This window comes from Rheinheimera sp. (assembly GCF_036782235.1).
GTDB lineage: Bacteria > Pseudomonadota > Gammaproteobacteria > Enterobacterales > Alteromonadaceae > Pararheinheimera.
On record NZ_DAIPZL010000012.1, the window covers coordinates 56573 to 75108 of the forward strand.

The window sequence follows — 18536 nt, forward strand, 5'->3', positions numbered from 1 at the left end:
AGCCTGCTTTGCAACAGCAGGGCACTTTACTGATCTAAATCAAGCCCGGCGCTTTATCCTTGACTATAGTTAAAACCCAATTCCGACGGAGGTGATGCTATGGCTACGGTTTCTGAAAACGCACTTCGGCTTATTCGTTCACATGCAATTGACCCGCAACAAGCGGAGCAGTTTTACCAACAAGGACTGGCATATTTTGGATCGGATCAGCTGTTTGCCCAGTGGCTGACCAGTACCAATGCCTATACCATGGGGCAAACACCACTGTCGGCACTTTCTGCAGAAAATGGCGTGCAGTATCTGACCGATTTAATGTACCGGATGCAGGATGATTATGGCGGTTAATGGCTGGATCAAAGCCGGCGAACAGGCTGAAAAAGGCAGAATGAGAAAAGCAGGCTGCTAAAAACAGTCTGATACAGCAGAGGGGCAGAATCTCCCGGGCATGAATTCATAGCTTTGGGTGAATAAAAAAACCGGCAATAGCCGGTTTTTTTATGCGGGTGGTCAATGTGGTATCAGGCGCTGGCCAGTTCCAGTACATTGAGCAAAGTCGGTGTTTTTTCAATTTGCACTGGGGCTATATGCAACCTGGCCGTGATATCGCGGGCGGAAATAATACCGCGGATTTGATGTTGTTCATGGTCAACAACCACGGCATAAGGTTCACCGGCTTTTTGCAAGGTGTTCAGCACGTCACCGACAGTGCAGTGTTGCAGCTGCTGATAAGACAAACCCATCACTTCGGCTCTTGGGTGCATCACGTCTTTCACTTTTAAGTCTTTGGCTTTCACGTCTTTATTCACCAACCGCATCAGATGCTGGCTGCTGAATCTGTCGTTACTTAACACCCCAACCATTTCGCGGCTGGCATCCACCACCAGTTTCAGCTGGCTGTGTTCGTTCCGCATCATTTCTTCAGCTTCAAGAGCCGGTGTACTTTCATCCAGCAGCATAGGGTTATTGGTTCTGAAGTCGGTAAAGACACTCAGAGCCGGAGATTTTAAGGTGGCATCCTGAAATTCAGCAGGTTGTACTAAGTGATCGATCTGGTCCAGCGTATAAGCAGTTAATGTTCTCATGGTATACCTCACAGACAATGACTCAGAGGCAGTCATTGCGAATTCATTTGATAGGTGATTTTGCGCTTTGTATCAGCGGCAAAATTTAAAACAACAACAAAATGAACAATCAGTGATGGGCTGGTGGAGCGCGTGGTTGAGCGGCAATGGCTCTGTTGATCGGAGGTTCGGTGACAACAAAAACAGGCACAGCGTTAGAGGTGCTGGCGATATGAAGGGTAGCTTTGCTGCACAAAGCCAAATCATCAGGACTGTCGTTAAATTCAAGCTGGCCTGATGCAAGATGTTGGGAAAGCGGCATAATGGCTTGCTGACTGGCGATACCGCCGCTTATCACATCAACACGACTGGCAGTGACCGCTTTCACTGGTGGTGAAAACAGCACACTCAGATAAATGATAGTGATAAAAAGGTGAAACCAGCGCATAACCTGACATCCCGGAAATTGGCGGTACTACACTGCCATGACCTGACTATAGCAGCGGCTAATTTAAAATAGCAATCGCCAAAACCTGCTGTTGTCGAAAATAAAGTCAAGGCTGAAGAACGGGAAAAGCCTGATCCAGGTCAATAAAGTTGACAAAAGCTGAGGCGGAATCAAAATTCCGCCTCAGTGATTTTCGCTGATTTAGATAAATTTCATCGCTAATTTCAGTAAAAATACAACAATGAGTAAAGAGACTGTACCCACAAGGTATAACAGCAAAAACCATTGGGGCGCCGTTAATTTTTTATTGAGCCTGCGGTAAAAATTGCGACCAGTGACCAAAAATTTCTGCCCGCAAACACTGTTGTGGTTGGCAAACATTAATAACCCTCCTCAAAATCTTCGACTTTGCCGGCAAAAATGCGATAACCCCACAGGGTGTACGCCAGAATAAGCGGCACAAAAATCAGCACACCAGGCAGCATAAACCACAGACTGTGTTCAGGCGCTACCGCTTGTTGATAACTCAGCTGACGTGGCAGCAGGTAAGGGAATAAACTGACCAGTAAGCCAGCAAAAGCAAGCACAAATAAACTGACTGCAAGCCAAAAAGGCCTATCCTCGTGTTTTTCTGTCACCTGCTCTTTGTTGTGATGGCTTTTGCGCACCCGGCCAAGGTCGCGATACAACAATCTGGCTGCTGCCAGTGCCAGCAGTGGCAAAGGTAACAACCACAAGGTTTGCCAGCCGCCAAACCAGCGTTGCCAGATCAAGTCGTCGCTGAGCACGGTAAAGAGGCTGACCAGCGCCATCGCCAGCATCACCACCCAGACCAGCACACGCCCGCGCTGCGCCGCTTTGTGCTGAATAGCCCCGCGGCTTTTCATCACCAGATAAGCGCAGCCCAGCAGGGCGTAACCAGCCACCACAGACACTGCGGTAAAAAGTGAAAAGGGCGTGACCAGCTGCAGGCTGTTAGCGCCAAGGGCATCTGCAGGTACACCTTGTACCACTGCACCCAGCATCAGTCCCTGACAAAATGCCGCCAGGGTAGAACCCAGTGCAAAAGCGCGGCTCCACCACACTTTGGAGCTGTGTGACTTAAAGCGGTATTCAAAAGCAACACCACGGAAAATCAAGCCAATCAGCATCAACATAATGGGCAGATATAAAGTCGACAATAACTGGGCATAAGCCGTCGGAAAAGCACCAAACAATATGACACCACCAAACACCAGCCAGGTTTCGTTGCCATCCCAGACGTGTGAAACAGAGCGCATCAGATGGTCGTGCTCGGCATCTGAATTAAACCAGGGATATAAAATGCCAATACCCAAATCAAAACCATCCAACAGCACATACATCAGAATGGCAAAACCCAATAACAGGAAATAAAACAAGCTGATATCCATTAATGTGCTCCCTGGTGTTTTGTTTCGTCGGCGAGGTTTTTGGTAAATGCTACGGCATAACCTGACGCTTTTACCCCTACTTTTAACTGCTGCAAATCGGCCAGTTCAGGCGGACCTTTTTTGACCAGTTTGCGGAAAAAATACAGATACACGCCAAACAGCAGGCTGTACGTCAGTACAAATAAAGTCAGGGACAAGGCCACCCGCTCCGCAGGCAAAGGAGAGACCACATCCATAGTGCGCACTAAACCTTGCACCAGCCAGGGCTGACGACCCACTTCCACTACATACCAGCCCGCCAGCACTGCAATAACCCCGCTGGGCGCCATCACAGTGCACAGCCGCAAAAACCAGCGACTTTGATATAAAGTGCCACGTTTTCTCAGCCATAAGCCTGCTACTGCGATAAAGATCATCAAAAGACCAAGCCCAACCATCAGCCGAAACGAAAAAAACACCAGGGGTACATTGGGTCTGTCGGCTTTTGGCACAGACTGCAGCCCCTGTAATTCACCCTGCCAGTCATGGGTCAGCAGCAGGCTGGCCAAACCCGGAATTTTCACTTCAAAGTGGTTTTTTTCCTGCTCCGGGTCGGGAATCGCAAATAACAAATAAGGCACATTGGCTTCGCGGGCTGGCCAGATCCCTTCCATCGCCGCCAGTTTTACCGGCTGATGTTCTTTGACATTCAGGCCATGAAAATCCCCCACCAGCGCCTGCAGTGGCGCCAGTACCAGTGCCAGCCATAAGGTCATCGACAAGCCTTTACGGGCAAACGCCTGATGTTGTTGTTTCAGCAGATACCAGGCACTGGTGGCCATCACCACAAAAGTGGCGGTCAGCATAGTTGCCAGCAACATATGAGATAACCGATAGGGCATCGAAGGGTTAAAAATAACGGCAAACCAGCTTTCGACTTCAAAGCGGCCGTTGACGATTTTATGGCCGGCCGGGGTTTGCATCCAGCTGTTGGCGGCGATGATCCAAAAAGCTGAGATCCAGGTGCCGACTGCCACAGTGCAGCTGGCAAAAAAGTGCATCCGTTCGCTGACCCTTTGCCAGCCAAATAACATCACCCCTAAAAAGCCGGCTTCAAGAAAAAACGCCGTCAGCACTTCGTACGCCATTAAAGGCCCGAGCACAGCGCCGGTCAGTTCGGAAAATTTCGAGAAGTTGGTACCAAATTCATAAGACAATACGATGCCAGACACCACGCCCATGCCAAAGGTAATGGCAAAAGGTTTGATCCAGAATTTGGCCAGCTGCAGATACACAGGGTTGCGGGTTTTTAACCATAAACCTTCCCACACCGCAATCAGCGTGGCGAGACCAATGGTAATAGACGGAAAAATGATGTGAAAACTGACGGTAAAGGCAAATTGGATCCGCGATAAAATGGCGGAGAGTTGTACGCTGTCCATCTCCATGCTCAGCGCTCCTCATCCTTGCGGCCAAGCGCCAGATAGTGGGGCAGCTGCCATACCAAAGCACTGGACAACAACAGCAACAGCGCCATACCCAGTTCCACCACAAAAATATGTATATCCATCAATCACTCCGGTTATTTATTTGTGTTGACGGTGCAGGTGCCAGAATCAGGCCAGTTGTTATCATTGAGTGAAAACATTGATCTATATCAAGTTTTCTGGAATCGCTTGCACACACTGTGAACTTGATTTACGCTCTTGTCGCCTTGAGGTGTCAACAGTGTGGACAGCTGATATAAAAGAGCTGCAACCGGAGTCTTATGCTGGATTTAAGTTTGCTGTTTGAACTGATGCTGTTATTAACCAGCCTCTGTGCCGGCTGGACCGCCTTGTGGTTATGGTGGCATGCCCGGTTTCAGCCGTTGTTATCACCGCTCAGTGCTTTTTGTCTGATGTTGATGTTGTGGTGTCTGGGGCATCTGGCGCTGCAACACCAATTCTGGCTGGTGGGGAAGGCGCTGATCCTGGCCAATCCGTTGATGCCGGCCTTTTATCTGCAATTTGCCTTGTATTTTGTTGCCGATGGCAAAAATGCCACGGCTGATTCCGGTATTTCCAGGCTCAAAACGCTGTTACCCCTGCTGTTTTTAACCTCGATCCTGGTCACTTTATTAAGCTGGTCCCAACCCTCTGCCACTGTACAACCTGCAGCGCAGTTGCCGCAGTTTTTCCTGTTTAGCGGTTTTGGCTGGGTGAATCTGCTGTACACAGTCGCGCTTGGTGTACTGGCCCATGGGGTGCTTTGGCAGGGCTGGCGCAACAGTAGTGGCAATAAACGCCGCACCATTGCCGCCATCAGTGTCAGCGCCGGTTTAGGTTTGCTGCTGGCCAGCAGTTTTGTGTTGCCGTCACTTGGGCTCGACTGGTATCCCTATCCTATGTTGCTGCTGCCGGGTTATCTGCTGCTGCTGGTGTACAGTGTGGTGCGTTATCAGATGCTGGCGGTGAACGCTTTTGCCAGCAGAGCTTTATTTGTGCTGGTGATGGGGCTGTTGCTGCTGCTGCTGATGGGGCTGATTAGCGCCCTGTTTGGTCAGCTTGGGATGCCGGCGCTTGCCGCAGTGCCCGGCTGGCAGCTGTGGTTATATTCATCGTTATTATTGTTGCTGGCGGCCGCCTGTTACCGGCCTTTAAGCCGGTTAGCCGAAAGATTAATTTACCCTGGGGTTGCGCTCAGTCAGCAGATGGTCAGCTCCTGGCTCAGTGAATTGTCCAAACCACAACAATGGCAGGCACTGGCGGATGTGGCGGCGGCGCTGGTGAGTCAGCCGCTGAAACAACCGCTTCAAATCAGGTTGCAGCAGGGCGACAGGCTACTGGCGCAGAGCGGCCCTGGCACAGCAGCGCTGCAGCTTTGTTGTAAAGCGCAGCAGGACGGCTGGCATTTTGTGTATAGCCCGCACACTGAACTCACCCCTGGCATGCAGCTGACCACTGAAGTCTTTGGCTCTTTATTACAAAGTAGCTGTACCAATCTGGAACGCTCTCTGGCGCTGGCCGAGGCAGAAAAAAGCCGCCTGAGCCAGCAACATCTGGTGGAGCTTGGCGCGCTGGCCGCCTCTATGGCGCATGAGCTGCGTAACCCACTGAATATTATTTCGATGGCGTCTGCTGCTGTAGACGCCGAACTCAAAGGTCATATTCAAACCCAGCTGAAAAGAGCCGACCGACTGATTGCCGATATGCTGGTGTATGCCGGTAACCTGCAGTTGCAGAGGCAACAGTTGCAGTTGTTAGCTCTGGTGCAGGGTGTGCTGGCGCAGTGTGAGCTTGGTGAAGTGCAGTTAGATTTACGCATTTCGCCAGATCTCTGGCTGCAGGCGGACGCTATGCGGTTACAGCAAGTGCTGATTAACCTGATTGACAACGCACTGGCGTTTTTACGCAACGCGCCAGCAGCAGAGCTCTGTATTGAAGCCGATGCAGCCACACAAAACAATGGCAGCCGCTCTGTAGTGTTGCGCCTGCATAACAATGGCCCGGCGCTGGACCCTGCCATTGAGAGCCGGTTGTTCCGGCCTTTTGTCAGCAAAAGAGCGGGCGGCAGTGGCCTGGGCCTTGCCATAGTGCAACGCATTGTTGCTGCCCATGGCGGCACTATTTGCCATCGTACTGACCTGGGCTGGCCTGTCAGTTTTGAAATTTGTTTTCCCGGAGCCTGATGAATGACGTTGGAACGTTTTGACATAGCGCGTATTTTGCTGGTGGATGATGAGCCGGCTTTTCGCTTATTAGCCGAGCGTTTTTTAACGCAACAAGGCCATCAGGTGGTGTCGGTGGCCGATTTAGCCACTGCCAGAACCCAGCTGGCCGCGCAGAGTTTTGATTTAATTTTGCTGGATTTGTCGTTGCCACCGGCTTTTGATCCTCAGGCAACACTGTTGGCTTTAGCGGAATTTACCGCGCAGCCGGTGATTATTATGACAGGCCACGCCGAGCGTGAGCTGGCACTCAAAGCCATCAGCCTGGGCGCCTGGGATTTTCTCGCCAAACCTGTGGACCCCGATATGCTGGCGGTGGTGGTAAAACGCGCTATCAGCAAACATCAGCTGTCCCGCGAACTGACCTTACTCAAAAGGCATCATCAGCCGACTGATGTGTTGTCGCAGCTGGTGGGTGTTTCCAGGCAAATGGACAATATCCGCACTCTGGTGCAGCGGATTGCGCCCACCGAAGTGCGGGTGCTGGTGACAGGCCCGTCCGGTACCGGCAAAGAAGTGGTATCGCGGGTGTTACATCAGCTGAGTTTGCGTAGCAAAGGGCCTTTTGTCTCTGTGCATTGTGGCGCTATTCCGGCTGAACTGTTAGAAAGTGAGCTCTTTGGGTATGTGAAAGGCGCTTTTACCGGCGCCGACAAAGACCGGCAAGGGCTGTTAAGCCTGGCCAACGGCGGCACTTTGTTTTTGGATGAAATTGGCGAAATGCCGCTGCCAATGCAGGTCAAAATGCTGCGAGTATTACAGGAAGGTACTTTTTATCCTGTGGGTGGGCGCGAGCAAAAACAGATTGATGTACGGCTGATTAGCGCCACCAATGCGGTATTGCCTGAGCTGGTGCGCCAGGGCAAATTCCGTGAGGATTTATATTACCGCATTAAAGGTATTACGCTGGAAACCCCGGCTCTTGATGAAAGGCGCGAAGATATTCCCCTGTTAATTCAACGGTTTTTACAGCAGCATCCGGCGGACATTCAGTTATCACCCGAAGCCATGGCCTGGTTTTTACAACAAACTTTCCCAGGCAATGTGCGGGAGCTGAAAAACACCTTAGAAAGTGTGCTGGCAATAGCCCAGGGTGGGGTGGTGACCCTTTCGGATATTCAGTTGTTACACTTAACCCCGCAGCAAACAGCAGCAGCGACGCCGCTGTTGGCAAGCCCTGGTCTGTCGCTTGATGAGCAGGTGCGACAGCTGGAAGTCAGCTTATTAACCCAGGCCCTGCTGGAGTCGCAGGGCAACCGCAGCCAGGCCGCCCGCGTTTTGGGGTTATCGCGCCAGGGGCTGCTGAAAAAAATTGAGCGTTATGGCCTGCAACAAATGGGGGTTGAGGACTGAAAGTTTTCACCTGATAAGTTGTGGTGATTTGTTCGCTATGTGTGGTTTTGTTGTTGTTTGTTCTGCAGTGGTCAGATAATCTGCTGACCCGCTTTGGCAGGGACGCCGGACGTTGTTTTGATGGTATTTTTTTATCACAACCACGTTTTCTGCTGTTTGGTATCAGTTTGTTATTTATGAACTGAGCTGTGCTTAGCCAAAATCCCCGAATAAATAAAACCCCGGTTATTGCACCTGAAAGTGTCCGGCGCTGAGTCTTGCACATTTCATCGACTGAAATTGAAAGGAATATATTAGAAAATGAAGAAAATAACCCAGATGCTTGGTTTTGTTGTTGTCGTCTTTATTTTAATCAAAGGCTGCCAACGTACCATGGAGGTGCGCTCCTGGCCTGAAACTTCAGCCGTTATCAGCAGCCATGCCGTTGAAGAATATACGGAAACCGAAAGCAAAAAGAATAGTGACGGCACAGTGAAACACAGTAGCGACAATGAATACAGATTGTGGGTTTCTTATCAATTTCAAATAGATGGTGTGCAGTATAGCGGTCGTTTTGATAAAGATGATTTGGATGATGAGCGGCAGGTAGAGCAACAACAACGCATTTATCCGCTGGGTAAAAAAATTACCGTCCGGTACGACCCACAAAATCCTGCAGATAGTGAATATAAAGGGTATTGAAGGTTTTAACGCAATTTAACCATTAATTTCAGTGTATTAGTGGCTCATTGTGACTGTTGGCTACAAAATGTAGCCAGCAGTCGTGAAAATGCAGTGTTATTCCGCTAACCCAGCGTAATACTGCTCAAATAATACTTTTTCCAAGGCCTGACGCATGGCTTCGTTAATCGGGAAATTGACACCACCCAGCTCATAGTCAATCTGACGGATTTGTTCTTTGCCGTTGCGGATCATTGGCGGTGGGTCGGATTCCAGCGCTATTAAAGTGTCGGCATAAGCCACCGGATGGTCGGCTTTAATGTTTTTACACACCGACAACAACACTTCACCTTCGCGGCCGTTATAACCGGCGGCGCCAAATAACCGGCAAATACCGGGGCGTTTTAAATACACACTGCACTGGCCCATTTTGCCATCAGCGGAGTGGCGCTGATAAAAAAAGCAGCCGTCTTGTTGGTGGTTCGCCAAAGCATCCAGCGTGCTTTCGGCTTTGCCTTCTTCCAGTAAACTGTAAGCCAGTGGCAACATTTCCAGCACTGTGGCTTCAATGCCCGGGTGTAAACAACATTCACCACAACCAGAGCGGCAGAATAAACCGCGGTCTCTTTGATATTGAGCATAAGTCTGGCCAATGTCGGCGAACACCTGTTCGACTTCAAGAGACAATTGTTTTAAACGTTGCATAGGGCTACCTCAGTTGGGGCGCGTATTGTACTGAGGTCACACAGCGATCAGCAAGAGGCTCAGAGCTCGCTGAGCGGTTTAGGTTTGGCAATGCCATAACCCTGGGCGTAATCCACCCCCATAGCGCGCAGCTCGTGCAGAATATCGATACTTTCAACATACTCCGCCACTGTCATAATGCCCATGGCGGCGGCCACATCGTGAATCGAGTTCACAATAGCACGGTCAAATTTGTCGCTTAATAAGTCCCGCACAAAGTTGCCGTCAATTTTAATGTAATCCACCGGGAAGTTTTTCAGATAACCATAAGATGAAAAACCACTGCCAAAATCATCCAGCGCAAAATGACAGCCTAAATTTCTGAAATGATGAATAAAATCCAGAGTGTTTTGCAGATTCAGAATGGCCATGCTTTCGGTAATTTCAAAACAGATATGGCGTGGCGGAATTTTATATTCCTGAAACAGCGCCGACACATAAGCTTTAAATAACGGGTCTACCAGGGAAGCGCCCGACAGGTTAATGCTGCAATGCCCCAAATTCTGCAGATGGGCCGGGTGTTGCGCCAGCCAGCGGAAATAATTGCGGATCACCCAGCGGTCGATATGTGGCATCAGCCCATAACGTTCGGCCGAACTTAAAAAATTACCAGGCGCAATAATGCTGTTATCTTCGCCTTTGAGGCGCAGCAATAACTCATAATTACTGACACTCTGTGGCAGCTGAATGGCCTGAATTGGCTGCATATAAAGCACAAAACTGTCATGCTCCAATGCCCGCTGCAGGATCTGCACCCACTGAATTTCGGCTTGTTGTTTTTGTAACTCATCATCATCCGGATGGAATAAATGAATGCGGTTACGGCCTTTTTCTTTGGCAACAAAACAGGCGGAATCGGCTTTTTTCAGTGTCTGTTCGGCCGACAGATCGTCGCGGCTGATATCGGTCATGCCAATGCTGACGCTGATACTAAACAGGCTGTCCTGCCAGAAAAAGCGGAATTCCTTCACCACTTCCAACAGGTTATAAGCCACGGCAAAGGCTTCCTGCGCTGTTTTACCCGGTAACAATACGGCAAATTCGTCACCACCCAGGCGCGCCAGCACACCATGATTGCCGAGCGCCCGTTTCAGCTGATCGCTGATTTGCAGCAGCAATGCATCACCGGCGCTGTGGTTGCAGGTGCTGTTCACCAGCTTAAACTGGTCGATATCTATATATAAAATGGTGCTGGTCAGATGCTCTGTCTGCATCCGGTGCCAGGCCTGCTGTGCCAGCTGGGCAAAATGATGACGGTTATACAGGCCGGTTAACGGGTCGTGTGAAGCCAGATAAGCCAGTTGTTCGTGGTTAACTTTTTGTTCGGTAATGTCGATGACAGAACCATGGATAAAAGCTTCGGCAGTGCCGTTTTGGGTCAGTCTTGCCGACATCAGTGCCCAGAATGGTGTGCCGTCGGCGCGTAAACCTCTGAATTCAAAACTCTGGTTATTGCTGTGCTGCAGCTGACGCACCATTTGTAATCTGTCATCCGGATTGGCGTAAAACTTGGCCATACCGTATTTTTTGACATCCTGTTCCATGTCGCTCAGCTGCTGGTAACCCAAAATATTCAGCAATGAACGGTTGGCGGCAATAAGGCCACCATCCAGGGTGGTGGTAAACATACCTTCCACCGCATTGTGGTAAATATCGTAATACTGTTTGAGCGTCTGAATGGCTTGCTGGTGCGCCTGGGTACTTTCTTCACTGACCTGCTGCATGCGCTGCGCCAGGCCATAACTCATCAGCGCCATGCTGCACACCACAGAGCCTATCAGCAGATATTGCCAGGTTTTGGTGTCTGAAACATAACCCAGCTGCGCCAGCAGCAGCACCAGGCTGGCGGCAAAAAACAATAACCAGCTTAAGCTAAAAGTGCGGGCTCTGGGTTTGCCACTAAAGGTATGGGCCAGCACCTGCAGCAGGTTAGTGCCCATCACCAGTGCCAGCACCGCCAGTAATAACAACAGCCGGTGTTCAAATTCAATATAAAGCGGACTAAACAATAACAGTGCAGAGGCCAGCAGGTTCAGCCATAACAGGCCTAGCCGGGCATTGCTCAGCATGGTGTGGGTGGCCAGGCTTAAAAACGCCAGACAGGCGCCCACGGCCAGATAAAAGACGGCCTGATTGACTTCCGGATATTCCGGCCACATTAACGCAAAGCCGGCGCCATTTAACACCGCAATCACCAGACTGAAAAACACAAAAAAACCGGCAAAATAACCATAAAGTACGGTTTTAATATTCAGATATAACAACAGGTTATACGCTGCCATTAACAGCAACAGCCCCAGCATCAGGCCATCAAATAAATTGGAGGTCAGTTGCAGCTGATAATAACGGTCGGGTTGCCATAGCTGAAAATCGGAGCGGATCAGGGTGCCGTCCTGCACTTTGATCAGAATATCCAGCTCTTGCTCGGCTTTAAACTGCAGGGGCACGGCAAAAGTGCGGCTTTTGATCTGCCGTTCGCCAAAAGGCAGGCTGGTACCGGCGCGGTTCAGTTTTTTCAGTTCGTGGTTTTGCCGGTCAAAACTATAAAACTCCACCAGATTGGCCGACGGAAAGTTGTAATCGAGGATCAGTTGTTGCTGGCGTTGCCCTAAATAATGTAGCCGGGTAAAAAACCACACCACTTTATCCTGGGCTTTAAAACTAAAATCGGCGGAAGGTACAGGGCTAAAAGCGTGGTGGTGTTCAGGTTCGTACACTATGTCTTCAATGCTGACACTGGCGTCAGTGACCTGATAATGCAGGTGCGGATGCAAAGACAGGCGTTTGAGTTGTTCGTCCAGTTTCAGCACGTCAGCCGGAAAAGCCTGCAGCATGGCCGGGAACCACAACATCAGCAGCAGCCACCACCTTGTTACCACACCAACCTCCGCTCTGTTAAATCCCTAAGCCTATGATAATGCACTATTGCTCTGCAGCAGGCTTGCTAAATCTGACAGTAACACAGCGCCGGCTGCGTTGTCAGCCTCCACCCAGCAACTGTCACTGTAGTGTTCATAATGCAGCGCAAAAACGGCATTGCAAAAATAAAAGCGGATCTGCAGCCAGTCCAATCCTTGTTCTGCTTGCAGCTGACTGAGCTGTGGCATGTTTTGCAGGTAGTTTTTAAAAAATGGCAATAACAACTCGGGGTCGGGCAGGGGTTGTGACGGCTGTAACAACAGTTGCCCCTTGGCAACACGAACTAACATCTGCATCAGTTATCCAGATATTCTGCAATTAAATCAAGGAAATCATCACCATAGCGGCTGAGTTTAGTTTGGCCAACACCGCTGATGGCTAAAAACTCAGCCGGTGTTTGTGGCATTTGTTGTGACATTTCAATCAGGCTGGCGTCGCTGAACACCACAAAAGGGGCCACATCATCACGCTCGGCAATTTGTTTACGCAAGGCTCTGAGTTTACTAAATAAAACGCGGTCATATTCTTGTTTTTGCTGTACTTTGCCTGCTTTGCTGCTGGTTTTGGCTGGTGCAAGGCGCGGCACTGCCAATGCCAGACTGCTTTCGCCTCTGAGCACAGGTCGGGCCGCAGGCAACAGCTTTAATACCGAGTGCTGGGTAATATCCTGTTGCAACAATCCATGATGGATCAACTGACGAAACACCGACAGCCAATAATCGTGGCTTTGTTCTTTGCCAATGCCAAAGGTAGAGAGTTTGTCCTGCCCCAGTTCCAGAATACGCTGGTTTTGGCTGCCCCTGAGCACATCAATGACATGGTGCATGCCAAAACTCTGGCCCACCCGATACACGCAGGACAACGCTTTTTGCGCCAGCACAGTGCCGTCGAATTTTTTCGGTGGATCCAGACAAATATCACAGTTACCACAAGGGGTTTGATTGGCTTCGCCAAAATAATTTAATAACACCAGCCGGCGGCAGGTTTGAGCCTGCGCAAAAGCAGCCATAGCATTAAAACGCTGCATGGTGACTTCGGCTCTGGCCTGATTCTCTTCCGCCATGATCCAGCTGCGCATCCGGCTGATATCGGCAGGGTCGACCAGCATCACAGCTTCGGCGGCTACACCGTCACGGCCGGCGCGGCCTGTTTCCTGATAATAAGCTTCAATAGTGCGGGGTAAGTCGTAATGCACCACAAAACGGATATTGGGTTTATTCACGCCCATGCCAAAGGCCACAGTGGCAACAATGATCTGCAGGTGGTCGCGTTTAAACTCGTCCTGCACTCTCATCCGTTGTTCGTTGCTTAATCCGGCATGATAAGCACCTACGGCAAAACCTTTATTTTGCAGCTGTTCATACAGCTCATCTACTTTTTTGCGGGACGAACAATAAATAATACCACTTTGATTTTCCTGGCTTTTAAGTAGCGATACCAGTTGTTCAAAAGGGCGGAATTTTTCCTGCACCGTATAACGGATATTGGGTCTGTCAAAACTGCTGATGCTGGTGTAGGGGTTGACCAGTTGCAGCTGAGTGCGGATATCCTGCTGCGTGGCCGGGTCGGCAGTGGCGGTCAGTGCCATTAATGGCACCTGCGGGAACTGCTGTTTCAGCTGCGCTAATGCGATGTAGTCGGGTCTAAAATCGTGGCCCCACTGCGACACACAATGGGCTTCATCAATGGCAAACAAACTGACGCCGACTTGTGATAATCGTTGTAAAAACTGCGGTTGTAATAAACGTTCCGGTGCCACATACAGCAGTTTCAGCTGCTGAAAATGCAGTTTTTGCAGCACATCGTCCACCTGATCGCGGCTTAAACTGCTGTTGATAAAATCGGCCGCTATGCCCATCGCCTGCAGGCTATCCACCTGATCTTTCATCAACGACATCAAAGGCGACACCACCACTGTGACACAGGGTAATAACAGCGCCGGCAGCTGATAACAGAGCGACTTACCACCGCCTGTTGGCATCAGCACAAAACTGTCGCGCCCCGACAGGGCAGCGCCAATCACTTCAGTCTGGCCAGGGCGAAATTCGCTGTAACCGAAGTATTGTTTTAAGGTGTTGTGCAGTAAGTCGGTCAAAAAAATATCCAGCGCGGCAAACAAAGCCGGCATTGTAATCAAAAGCGTTGGCACTGTCTGCTGTTGCAGTGGCTTAGTTCAGAGCCTTTACATCGGGGCAGCGGCGTTTTATCTTCACTGCTCTTACCAGTCTTGTTGCCCCTATTTGGAGTTGTGCCATGTCGGCTGACGTTTTGTTGCCTTTTATCGCTGAGGTCTTTGATCAAATGCCTTTTAACCGTTTGCTGGGGTTAAAAGTCACAGGCTTTTCTGCCGACCAGGCTGAAGTGCGTTTTGCCTTTAAACCCGAGCTGGTGGGCAACCCGGTCCAACAAATTCTGCATGGTGGTGTGATAGCTTCTGTGCTTGATACTGTGGGTGGCATTATGGCCATTTCCAGTGCACTGAAACGGCTGGGGCAGGTGGAACACGAAGTGCTGGTGGCCAAAATGGGCAAAATGAGCACCATTGATATGCGCAGTGATTATTTAAGGCCGGGTCGGGGTACTGAATTTATTGCCACTGCCCAGGTGATCCGCTCCGGCAATAAGGTGTGTGTTTGTCGCATGGAGCTGCACAATGAACAAGGTGTGCATATTGCCCTTGGCACCGGCACTTATCTTGTGGGTTAAAATTCGCTACACTGTCGCCCTTTTCCAGAGTGCCACTTTGATGCTGGCGCCAGCGCCGGGGGCGCTTTTTTATGCAGTTAAACCGCGAACAGAAAATTGGTGGCATTTTTGCTGCCAGTGCTTACACCCTGTGGGGCATAGCGCCACTTTATTTTAAACAGATTGATTTTGTTCCTGCCCTGGAAATTCTGCTGCACCGCATAGTCTGGTCTTTTGTATTGCTCGCGGTGATTTTAACTGTGATGAAACAATGGCCTGCGGTGCAGGCCGTGTTTAAAAAACCAAAGTTGCTGGCCGCTATGCTGGGCACGGCTTTATTGCTGGCAGGCAACTGGGGGCTCTTTATCTGGGCGGTGAATAACGACCATATGCTCGAAGCCAGCCTGGGTTATTACATCAATCCGCTGTTAAATATTCTGCTTGGCATGTTGTTTTTAGGCGAGCGGCTTCGCAAGTTGCAATGGGCCGCTGTAACCCTGGCCCTGACAGGAGTGCTGATCCAGCTGGCTTATTTTGGCTCTTTGCCCTGGGTGGCTTTGGTGCTGGCCAGTAGTTTTGCGCTTTATGGTTTATTTCGCAAAAAACTGGCGGTGGATGCCCTGAGTGGTTTATTTGTCGAGTCGTTATTATTAATGCCGCTGGCGCTGCTGTACTGGTGGCAGTTTGCCGACTCTGCGTCGGCCAATCTGCTGCAAAACACTGTTGGGCTGAATTTATGGCTGATAGCGGCCGGTGTGGTGACCACAGTGCCCTTGTTGTGTTTTATTGCCGCAGCAAGACGTTTGCAGCTGTCCACTATGGGCTTTTTCCAGTATATAGGCCCAAGTTTTATGTTTGTATTTGGGGTGTTTTTATATAACGAGCCGCTGGACCCCAGCAAACTGGTGACCTTTGCTTTTATCTGGACAGCGCTGTTGGTGTACTCGCTGGACGCAGCCTGGCAAATGAATAAAGGCCGCAAGGCGACAACTAAAAAGGCAGCATCATGAAGTTATATCTGGCGCTTGATATTTCAGACGACGATGTAGACCTTACTGAAGTTGCACAACAATGTGGTTTTGATGTGCGCCACAGTGCTGTGCTGGATTTAACAGCGCCTGTGGTGGCTGTTTATCATGACATTGAATGCCTGATGCTGGAACTGCAGCTGGGCCAGGGCGCGCCAGCTGCCGACATCTTATTGGCAGAACTTGAAGTGGTGTTGTCGCATCCTTCGGTGTCGGCGGTGCGTAAACTGGCGCTCGAACTTTAACTGGTTCTCAGCATAAGGCTGTGCGTTTGCACAACCTTGTTGTGGGCGCTGCTGCTACAAAGCACTGCTGTAAAGTGAAGCGCTGCCGTATAGTGAAGCGCCGCCGTATAGTGCAGCATTATCCAAGTCAGATTTTTCAGCTGCTGTAGGTTACCGGCAACTTAAGCCTGAGCGTATATATCTCTGTATCCCAACCAGCGTCTGATCAAGCCTTCAGCCGCGGTTTTATCCAGTTGCCATAGCCGCTGGGCAGCCTGTTGTGCTGCCGGGATCAAAGCGCCATCCCTGGTTAAATCGGCAATACGGTAACTGGCAAGGCCGGTCTGGCGGGTACCCAGCAACTCACCAGGCCCCCTGATCTCTAAATCCCGTTGTGCTATGACAAAACCGTCATTGCTTTCGCGCAGCACGGCCAATCTTGCCTGGGCTGTGCCCGACAAAGGCGCGTGATACATCAGCACACAATGAGAGGCGACGCTGCCGCGACCGACCCGGCCACGCAACTGATGCAACTGCGCTAAGCCCAGCCGCTCCGGGTTTTCAATGATCATCAGGCTGGCGTTGGGTACATCCACCCCCACTTCAATCACAGTAGTGGCCACCAGCAAATGAACATCACCTGCAGCAAAAGCCTGCATCACAGCTTGTTTTTCGCTGCTTTTTAACCGGCCATGCACTAAGCCAATACGTAAATCCGGCAACGCAGCGGCAAGTTCAGCGGCCGTATTTTCGGCGGCCTGGCACTGCAACACATCAGACTCATCAATCAGGGTGCATACCCAATACGCCTGCCGGCCCTGTTGTTTTACCACCTGTTCCACCCGGTTCACCACTTCGGCACGGCGACTGTCGGGCAGCACTACAGTGGTCACCGGTGTGCGGCCTGGCGGCAGCTCGTCAATCACCGAAGTGTCGAGATCGGCATAAGCGGTCATGGCCAGAGTGCGCGGGATAGGGGTGGCCGTCATCACCAGCTGATGTGGGTAATAACCACTTTGGCTGCCTTTTTCTCTGAGTTCCAGCCTTTGATGCACCCCAAACCTGTGCTGTTCATCAATGATCACCAGCGCCAGCCGGGCAAACTGCACCTGCTGCTGAAAGAGCGCATGGGTGCCGATGACCAGCTGGGCCTGACCTGACTGGATGGCGGCAAGTTCGTTGTCACGTGCTTTGCCTTTGCTTTTGCCGCCAAGCCAGGCCACCTGTATGCCCAAAGGTTCAAACCAACGGCGAAAAGTTGCGGCATGTTGTTCAGCCAATAATTCAGTGGGCGCCATCAGCGCCACCTGAGCGCCAGCGGCAATCACCGGCAAAGCGGAAAGTGCCGCCACCAGGGTTTTGCCTGAGCCGACATCCCCCTGCACCAATCTGAGCATAGGGTCAGACTGGGCTAAATCCTGCAAAATATCCTGCACCACCCGTTGCTGCGCCGACGTTGGCGAAAACGGCAGGCTGGCTAAAAAGGCCGGAGTGAGGGCGGAGTCCGGTTTAAATACAATGGCTTGCTGGCTGCGGCACTGGCCACGCAGTTGCAGCATACTGAGCTGCTGCGCCACCAGCTCTTCAAAAATCAGCCTTTGTTGTGCAGGGTGCTGGCCTGCTTCTAACAGCTGCAATGAAGCGTCCGGTGGCGGCCGGTGCAGATAACATAAAGCGTCGGTCAGCGACCAGGCCTGAGGGGGCAATACCGGGGCTAGAAATTCGGCAGGATAACAACGTTTTAATTCAATCAGCGCCTGATCGGTCAGGTTACGCCAGCTGGCCTGTTTTAAACCTTCAGTGGTGGGGTAAACCGGAGTCAGGGTTTCTGCAACTTCCAGCGGTTCGTCAGTTTTGACTACTTTGTATTCGGGGTGCAGCATTTCCACACCACGCATGCCACGTTTCACTTCACCAAAACAGCGCAGCCTGACCCCAGGCGTCACCGCATTTTTCTGTGCCGCACTAAAGTGGAAAAACCGCAGCGTGATGCTGCCAGTGCCGTCGCTAAGCACCACGACCCAGCTGCGTCTTTTGCCAAAAATAATGTCGCTGCTTTGCACTATTCCCTGGACCGACACTTGCTGCGCCGGCCAGATATCTCTGATAGCACAAAGGCGGGTGCGGTCTTCATAACGTAAAGGCAGGTGAAATAAAATGTCCTGCACCGAAACTATACCCAGTTTGGCCAGCAGTTCTGCTGTTTTGGCGCCGACACCTTTCATCTCGGCGATGGCCAGATTTGCCAGTAAAGTTCGTTGCAAAATCAATATCCTGAAGGGCAATACAAAAATGCATCATACCCAATTGCCGG

The 18536-nt window shown here is 50.8% G+C and carries 16 protein-coding genes; 7 read left to right on the top strand and 9 right to left on the bottom strand.

From position 1 onward, the window contains the following. The first annotated feature begins 99 nt into the window (after positions 1-99). Positions 100-345 carry an MbcA/ParS/Xre antitoxin family protein gene (locus tag V7P87_RS13060; RefSeq protein ID WP_260656929.1) on the top strand — a complete coding sequence of 82 codons (246 nt, stop codon included), beginning with the start codon at positions 100-102 and terminating at the stop codon, positions 343-345. Positions 346-518: 173 nt separating this feature from the next. Here V7P87_RS13060 and V7P87_RS13065 read toward each other — a convergent pair whose 3' ends face one another. The 4 genes from V7P87_RS13065 to V7P87_RS13080 all read right to left on the bottom strand — a co-directional run bounded on the left by V7P87_RS13065 (position 519) and on the right by V7P87_RS13080 (position 4348). Beyond that, positions 519-1082: a CBS domain-containing protein gene (locus V7P87_RS13065; RefSeq protein WP_333797825.1), complete on the bottom strand. Its 564-nt coding sequence runs from the start codon at positions 1080-1082 to the stop codon at positions 519-521. Between the two features lie 109 nt (positions 1083-1191). Next, a complete protein-coding gene (locus V7P87_RS13070) occupies positions 1192-1509 on the bottom strand; it encodes a hypothetical protein (RefSeq protein WP_333797826.1) in 318 nt (105 codons plus the stop codon). A gap of 380 nt (positions 1510-1889) precedes the next feature. After that, on the bottom strand, positions 1890-2921 hold the full coding sequence (gene cydB / locus V7P87_RS13075) for a cytochrome d ubiquinol oxidase subunit II (RefSeq protein WP_333797827.1): 1032 nt from the start codon (positions 2919-2921) through the stop codon (positions 1890-1892). Next, positions 2921-4348 carry a cytochrome ubiquinol oxidase subunit I gene (locus tag V7P87_RS13080; protein WP_333797828.1) on the bottom strand — a complete coding sequence of 476 codons (1428 nt, stop codon included), beginning with the start codon at positions 4346-4348 and terminating at the stop codon, positions 2921-2923. Before V7P87_RS13080 ends, cydB begins: the two co-directional genes overlap by 1 nt. 320 nt (positions 4349-4668) lie before the next feature. Between V7P87_RS13080 and V7P87_RS13085 the strand changes: the two genes are divergently transcribed. The 3 genes from V7P87_RS13085 (at position 4669) to V7P87_RS13095 (ending at position 8643) form a co-directional block, all read left to right on the top strand. Beyond that, on the top strand, positions 4669-6570 hold the full coding sequence (locus tag V7P87_RS13085) for a sensor histidine kinase (protein ID WP_333797829.1): 1902 nt from the start codon (positions 4669-4671) through the stop codon (positions 6568-6570). 3 nt (positions 6571-6573) lie between these two features. Continuing rightward, a complete protein-coding gene (locus tag V7P87_RS13090; protein WP_333797830.1) occupies positions 6574-7962 on the top strand; it encodes a sigma-54-dependent transcriptional regulator in 1389 nt (462 codons plus the stop codon). Positions 7963-8262: 300 nt separating this feature from the next. Then, positions 8263-8643: a DUF3592 domain-containing protein gene (locus V7P87_RS13095; RefSeq protein WP_333797831.1), complete on the top strand. Its 381-nt coding sequence runs from the start codon at positions 8263-8265 to the stop codon at positions 8641-8643. Positions 8644-8739: 96 nt separating this feature from the next. Here V7P87_RS13095 and V7P87_RS13100 read toward each other — a convergent pair whose 3' ends face one another. Genes V7P87_RS13100 through recQ form a run of 4 tightly spaced genes read right to left on the bottom strand, consistent with a single transcriptional unit; the run spans position 8740 to position 14380 of the window. Beyond that, on the bottom strand, positions 8740-9327 hold the full coding sequence (locus V7P87_RS13100; RefSeq protein WP_296295034.1) for a YkgJ family cysteine cluster protein: 588 nt from the start codon (positions 9325-9327) through the stop codon (positions 8740-8742). A gap of 59 nt (positions 9328-9386) precedes the next feature. Further along, positions 9387-12245 carry an EAL domain-containing protein gene (locus V7P87_RS13105; protein ID WP_333797832.1) on the bottom strand — a complete coding sequence of 953 codons (2859 nt, stop codon included), beginning with the start codon at positions 12243-12245 and terminating at the stop codon, positions 9387-9389. Between the two features lie 30 nt (positions 12246-12275). Beyond that, positions 12276-12581: a DUF3630 family protein gene (locus tag V7P87_RS13110; protein WP_333797833.1), complete on the bottom strand. Its 306-nt coding sequence runs from the start codon at positions 12579-12581 to the stop codon at positions 12276-12278. Continuing rightward, positions 12581-14380: a DNA helicase RecQ gene (recQ, locus tag V7P87_RS13115; protein WP_333797834.1), complete on the bottom strand. Its 1800-nt coding sequence runs from the start codon at positions 14378-14380 to the stop codon at positions 12581-12583. Before recQ ends, V7P87_RS13110 begins: the two co-directional genes overlap by 1 nt. A 158-nt stretch (positions 14381-14538) precedes the next feature. Between recQ and V7P87_RS13120 the strand changes: the two genes are divergently transcribed. The 3 genes from V7P87_RS13120 (at position 14539) to V7P87_RS13130 (ending at position 16243) form a co-directional block, all read left to right on the top strand. Next, on the top strand, positions 14539-14991 hold the full coding sequence (locus V7P87_RS13120; protein WP_333797835.1) for a thioesterase family protein: 453 nt from the start codon (positions 14539-14541) through the stop codon (positions 14989-14991). Between the two features lie 71 nt (positions 14992-15062). Further along, the gene (gene rarD, locus V7P87_RS13125; RefSeq protein WP_333797836.1) at positions 15063-15980 is read left to right on the top strand and encodes an EamA family transporter RarD; all 918 of its coding nucleotides are present in this window, start codon (positions 15063-15065) and stop codon (positions 15978-15980) included. Continuing rightward, the gene (locus tag V7P87_RS13130) at positions 15977-16243 is read left to right on the top strand and encodes a hypothetical protein (protein WP_333797837.1); all 267 of its coding nucleotides are present in this window, start codon (positions 15977-15979) and stop codon (positions 16241-16243) included. The genes rarD and V7P87_RS13130 overlap by 4 nt, the downstream gene beginning before the upstream one ends. A gap of 161 nt (positions 16244-16404) precedes the next feature. Here the strand turns inward: V7P87_RS13130 and recG are convergent, their stop codons facing one another. Next, entirely contained in the window at positions 16405-18486 is a 2082-nt protein-coding gene (gene recG, locus V7P87_RS13135; RefSeq protein WP_333797838.1) for an ATP-dependent DNA helicase RecG, read from the bottom strand. Between the last annotated feature and the right edge of the window lie 50 nt (positions 18487-18536).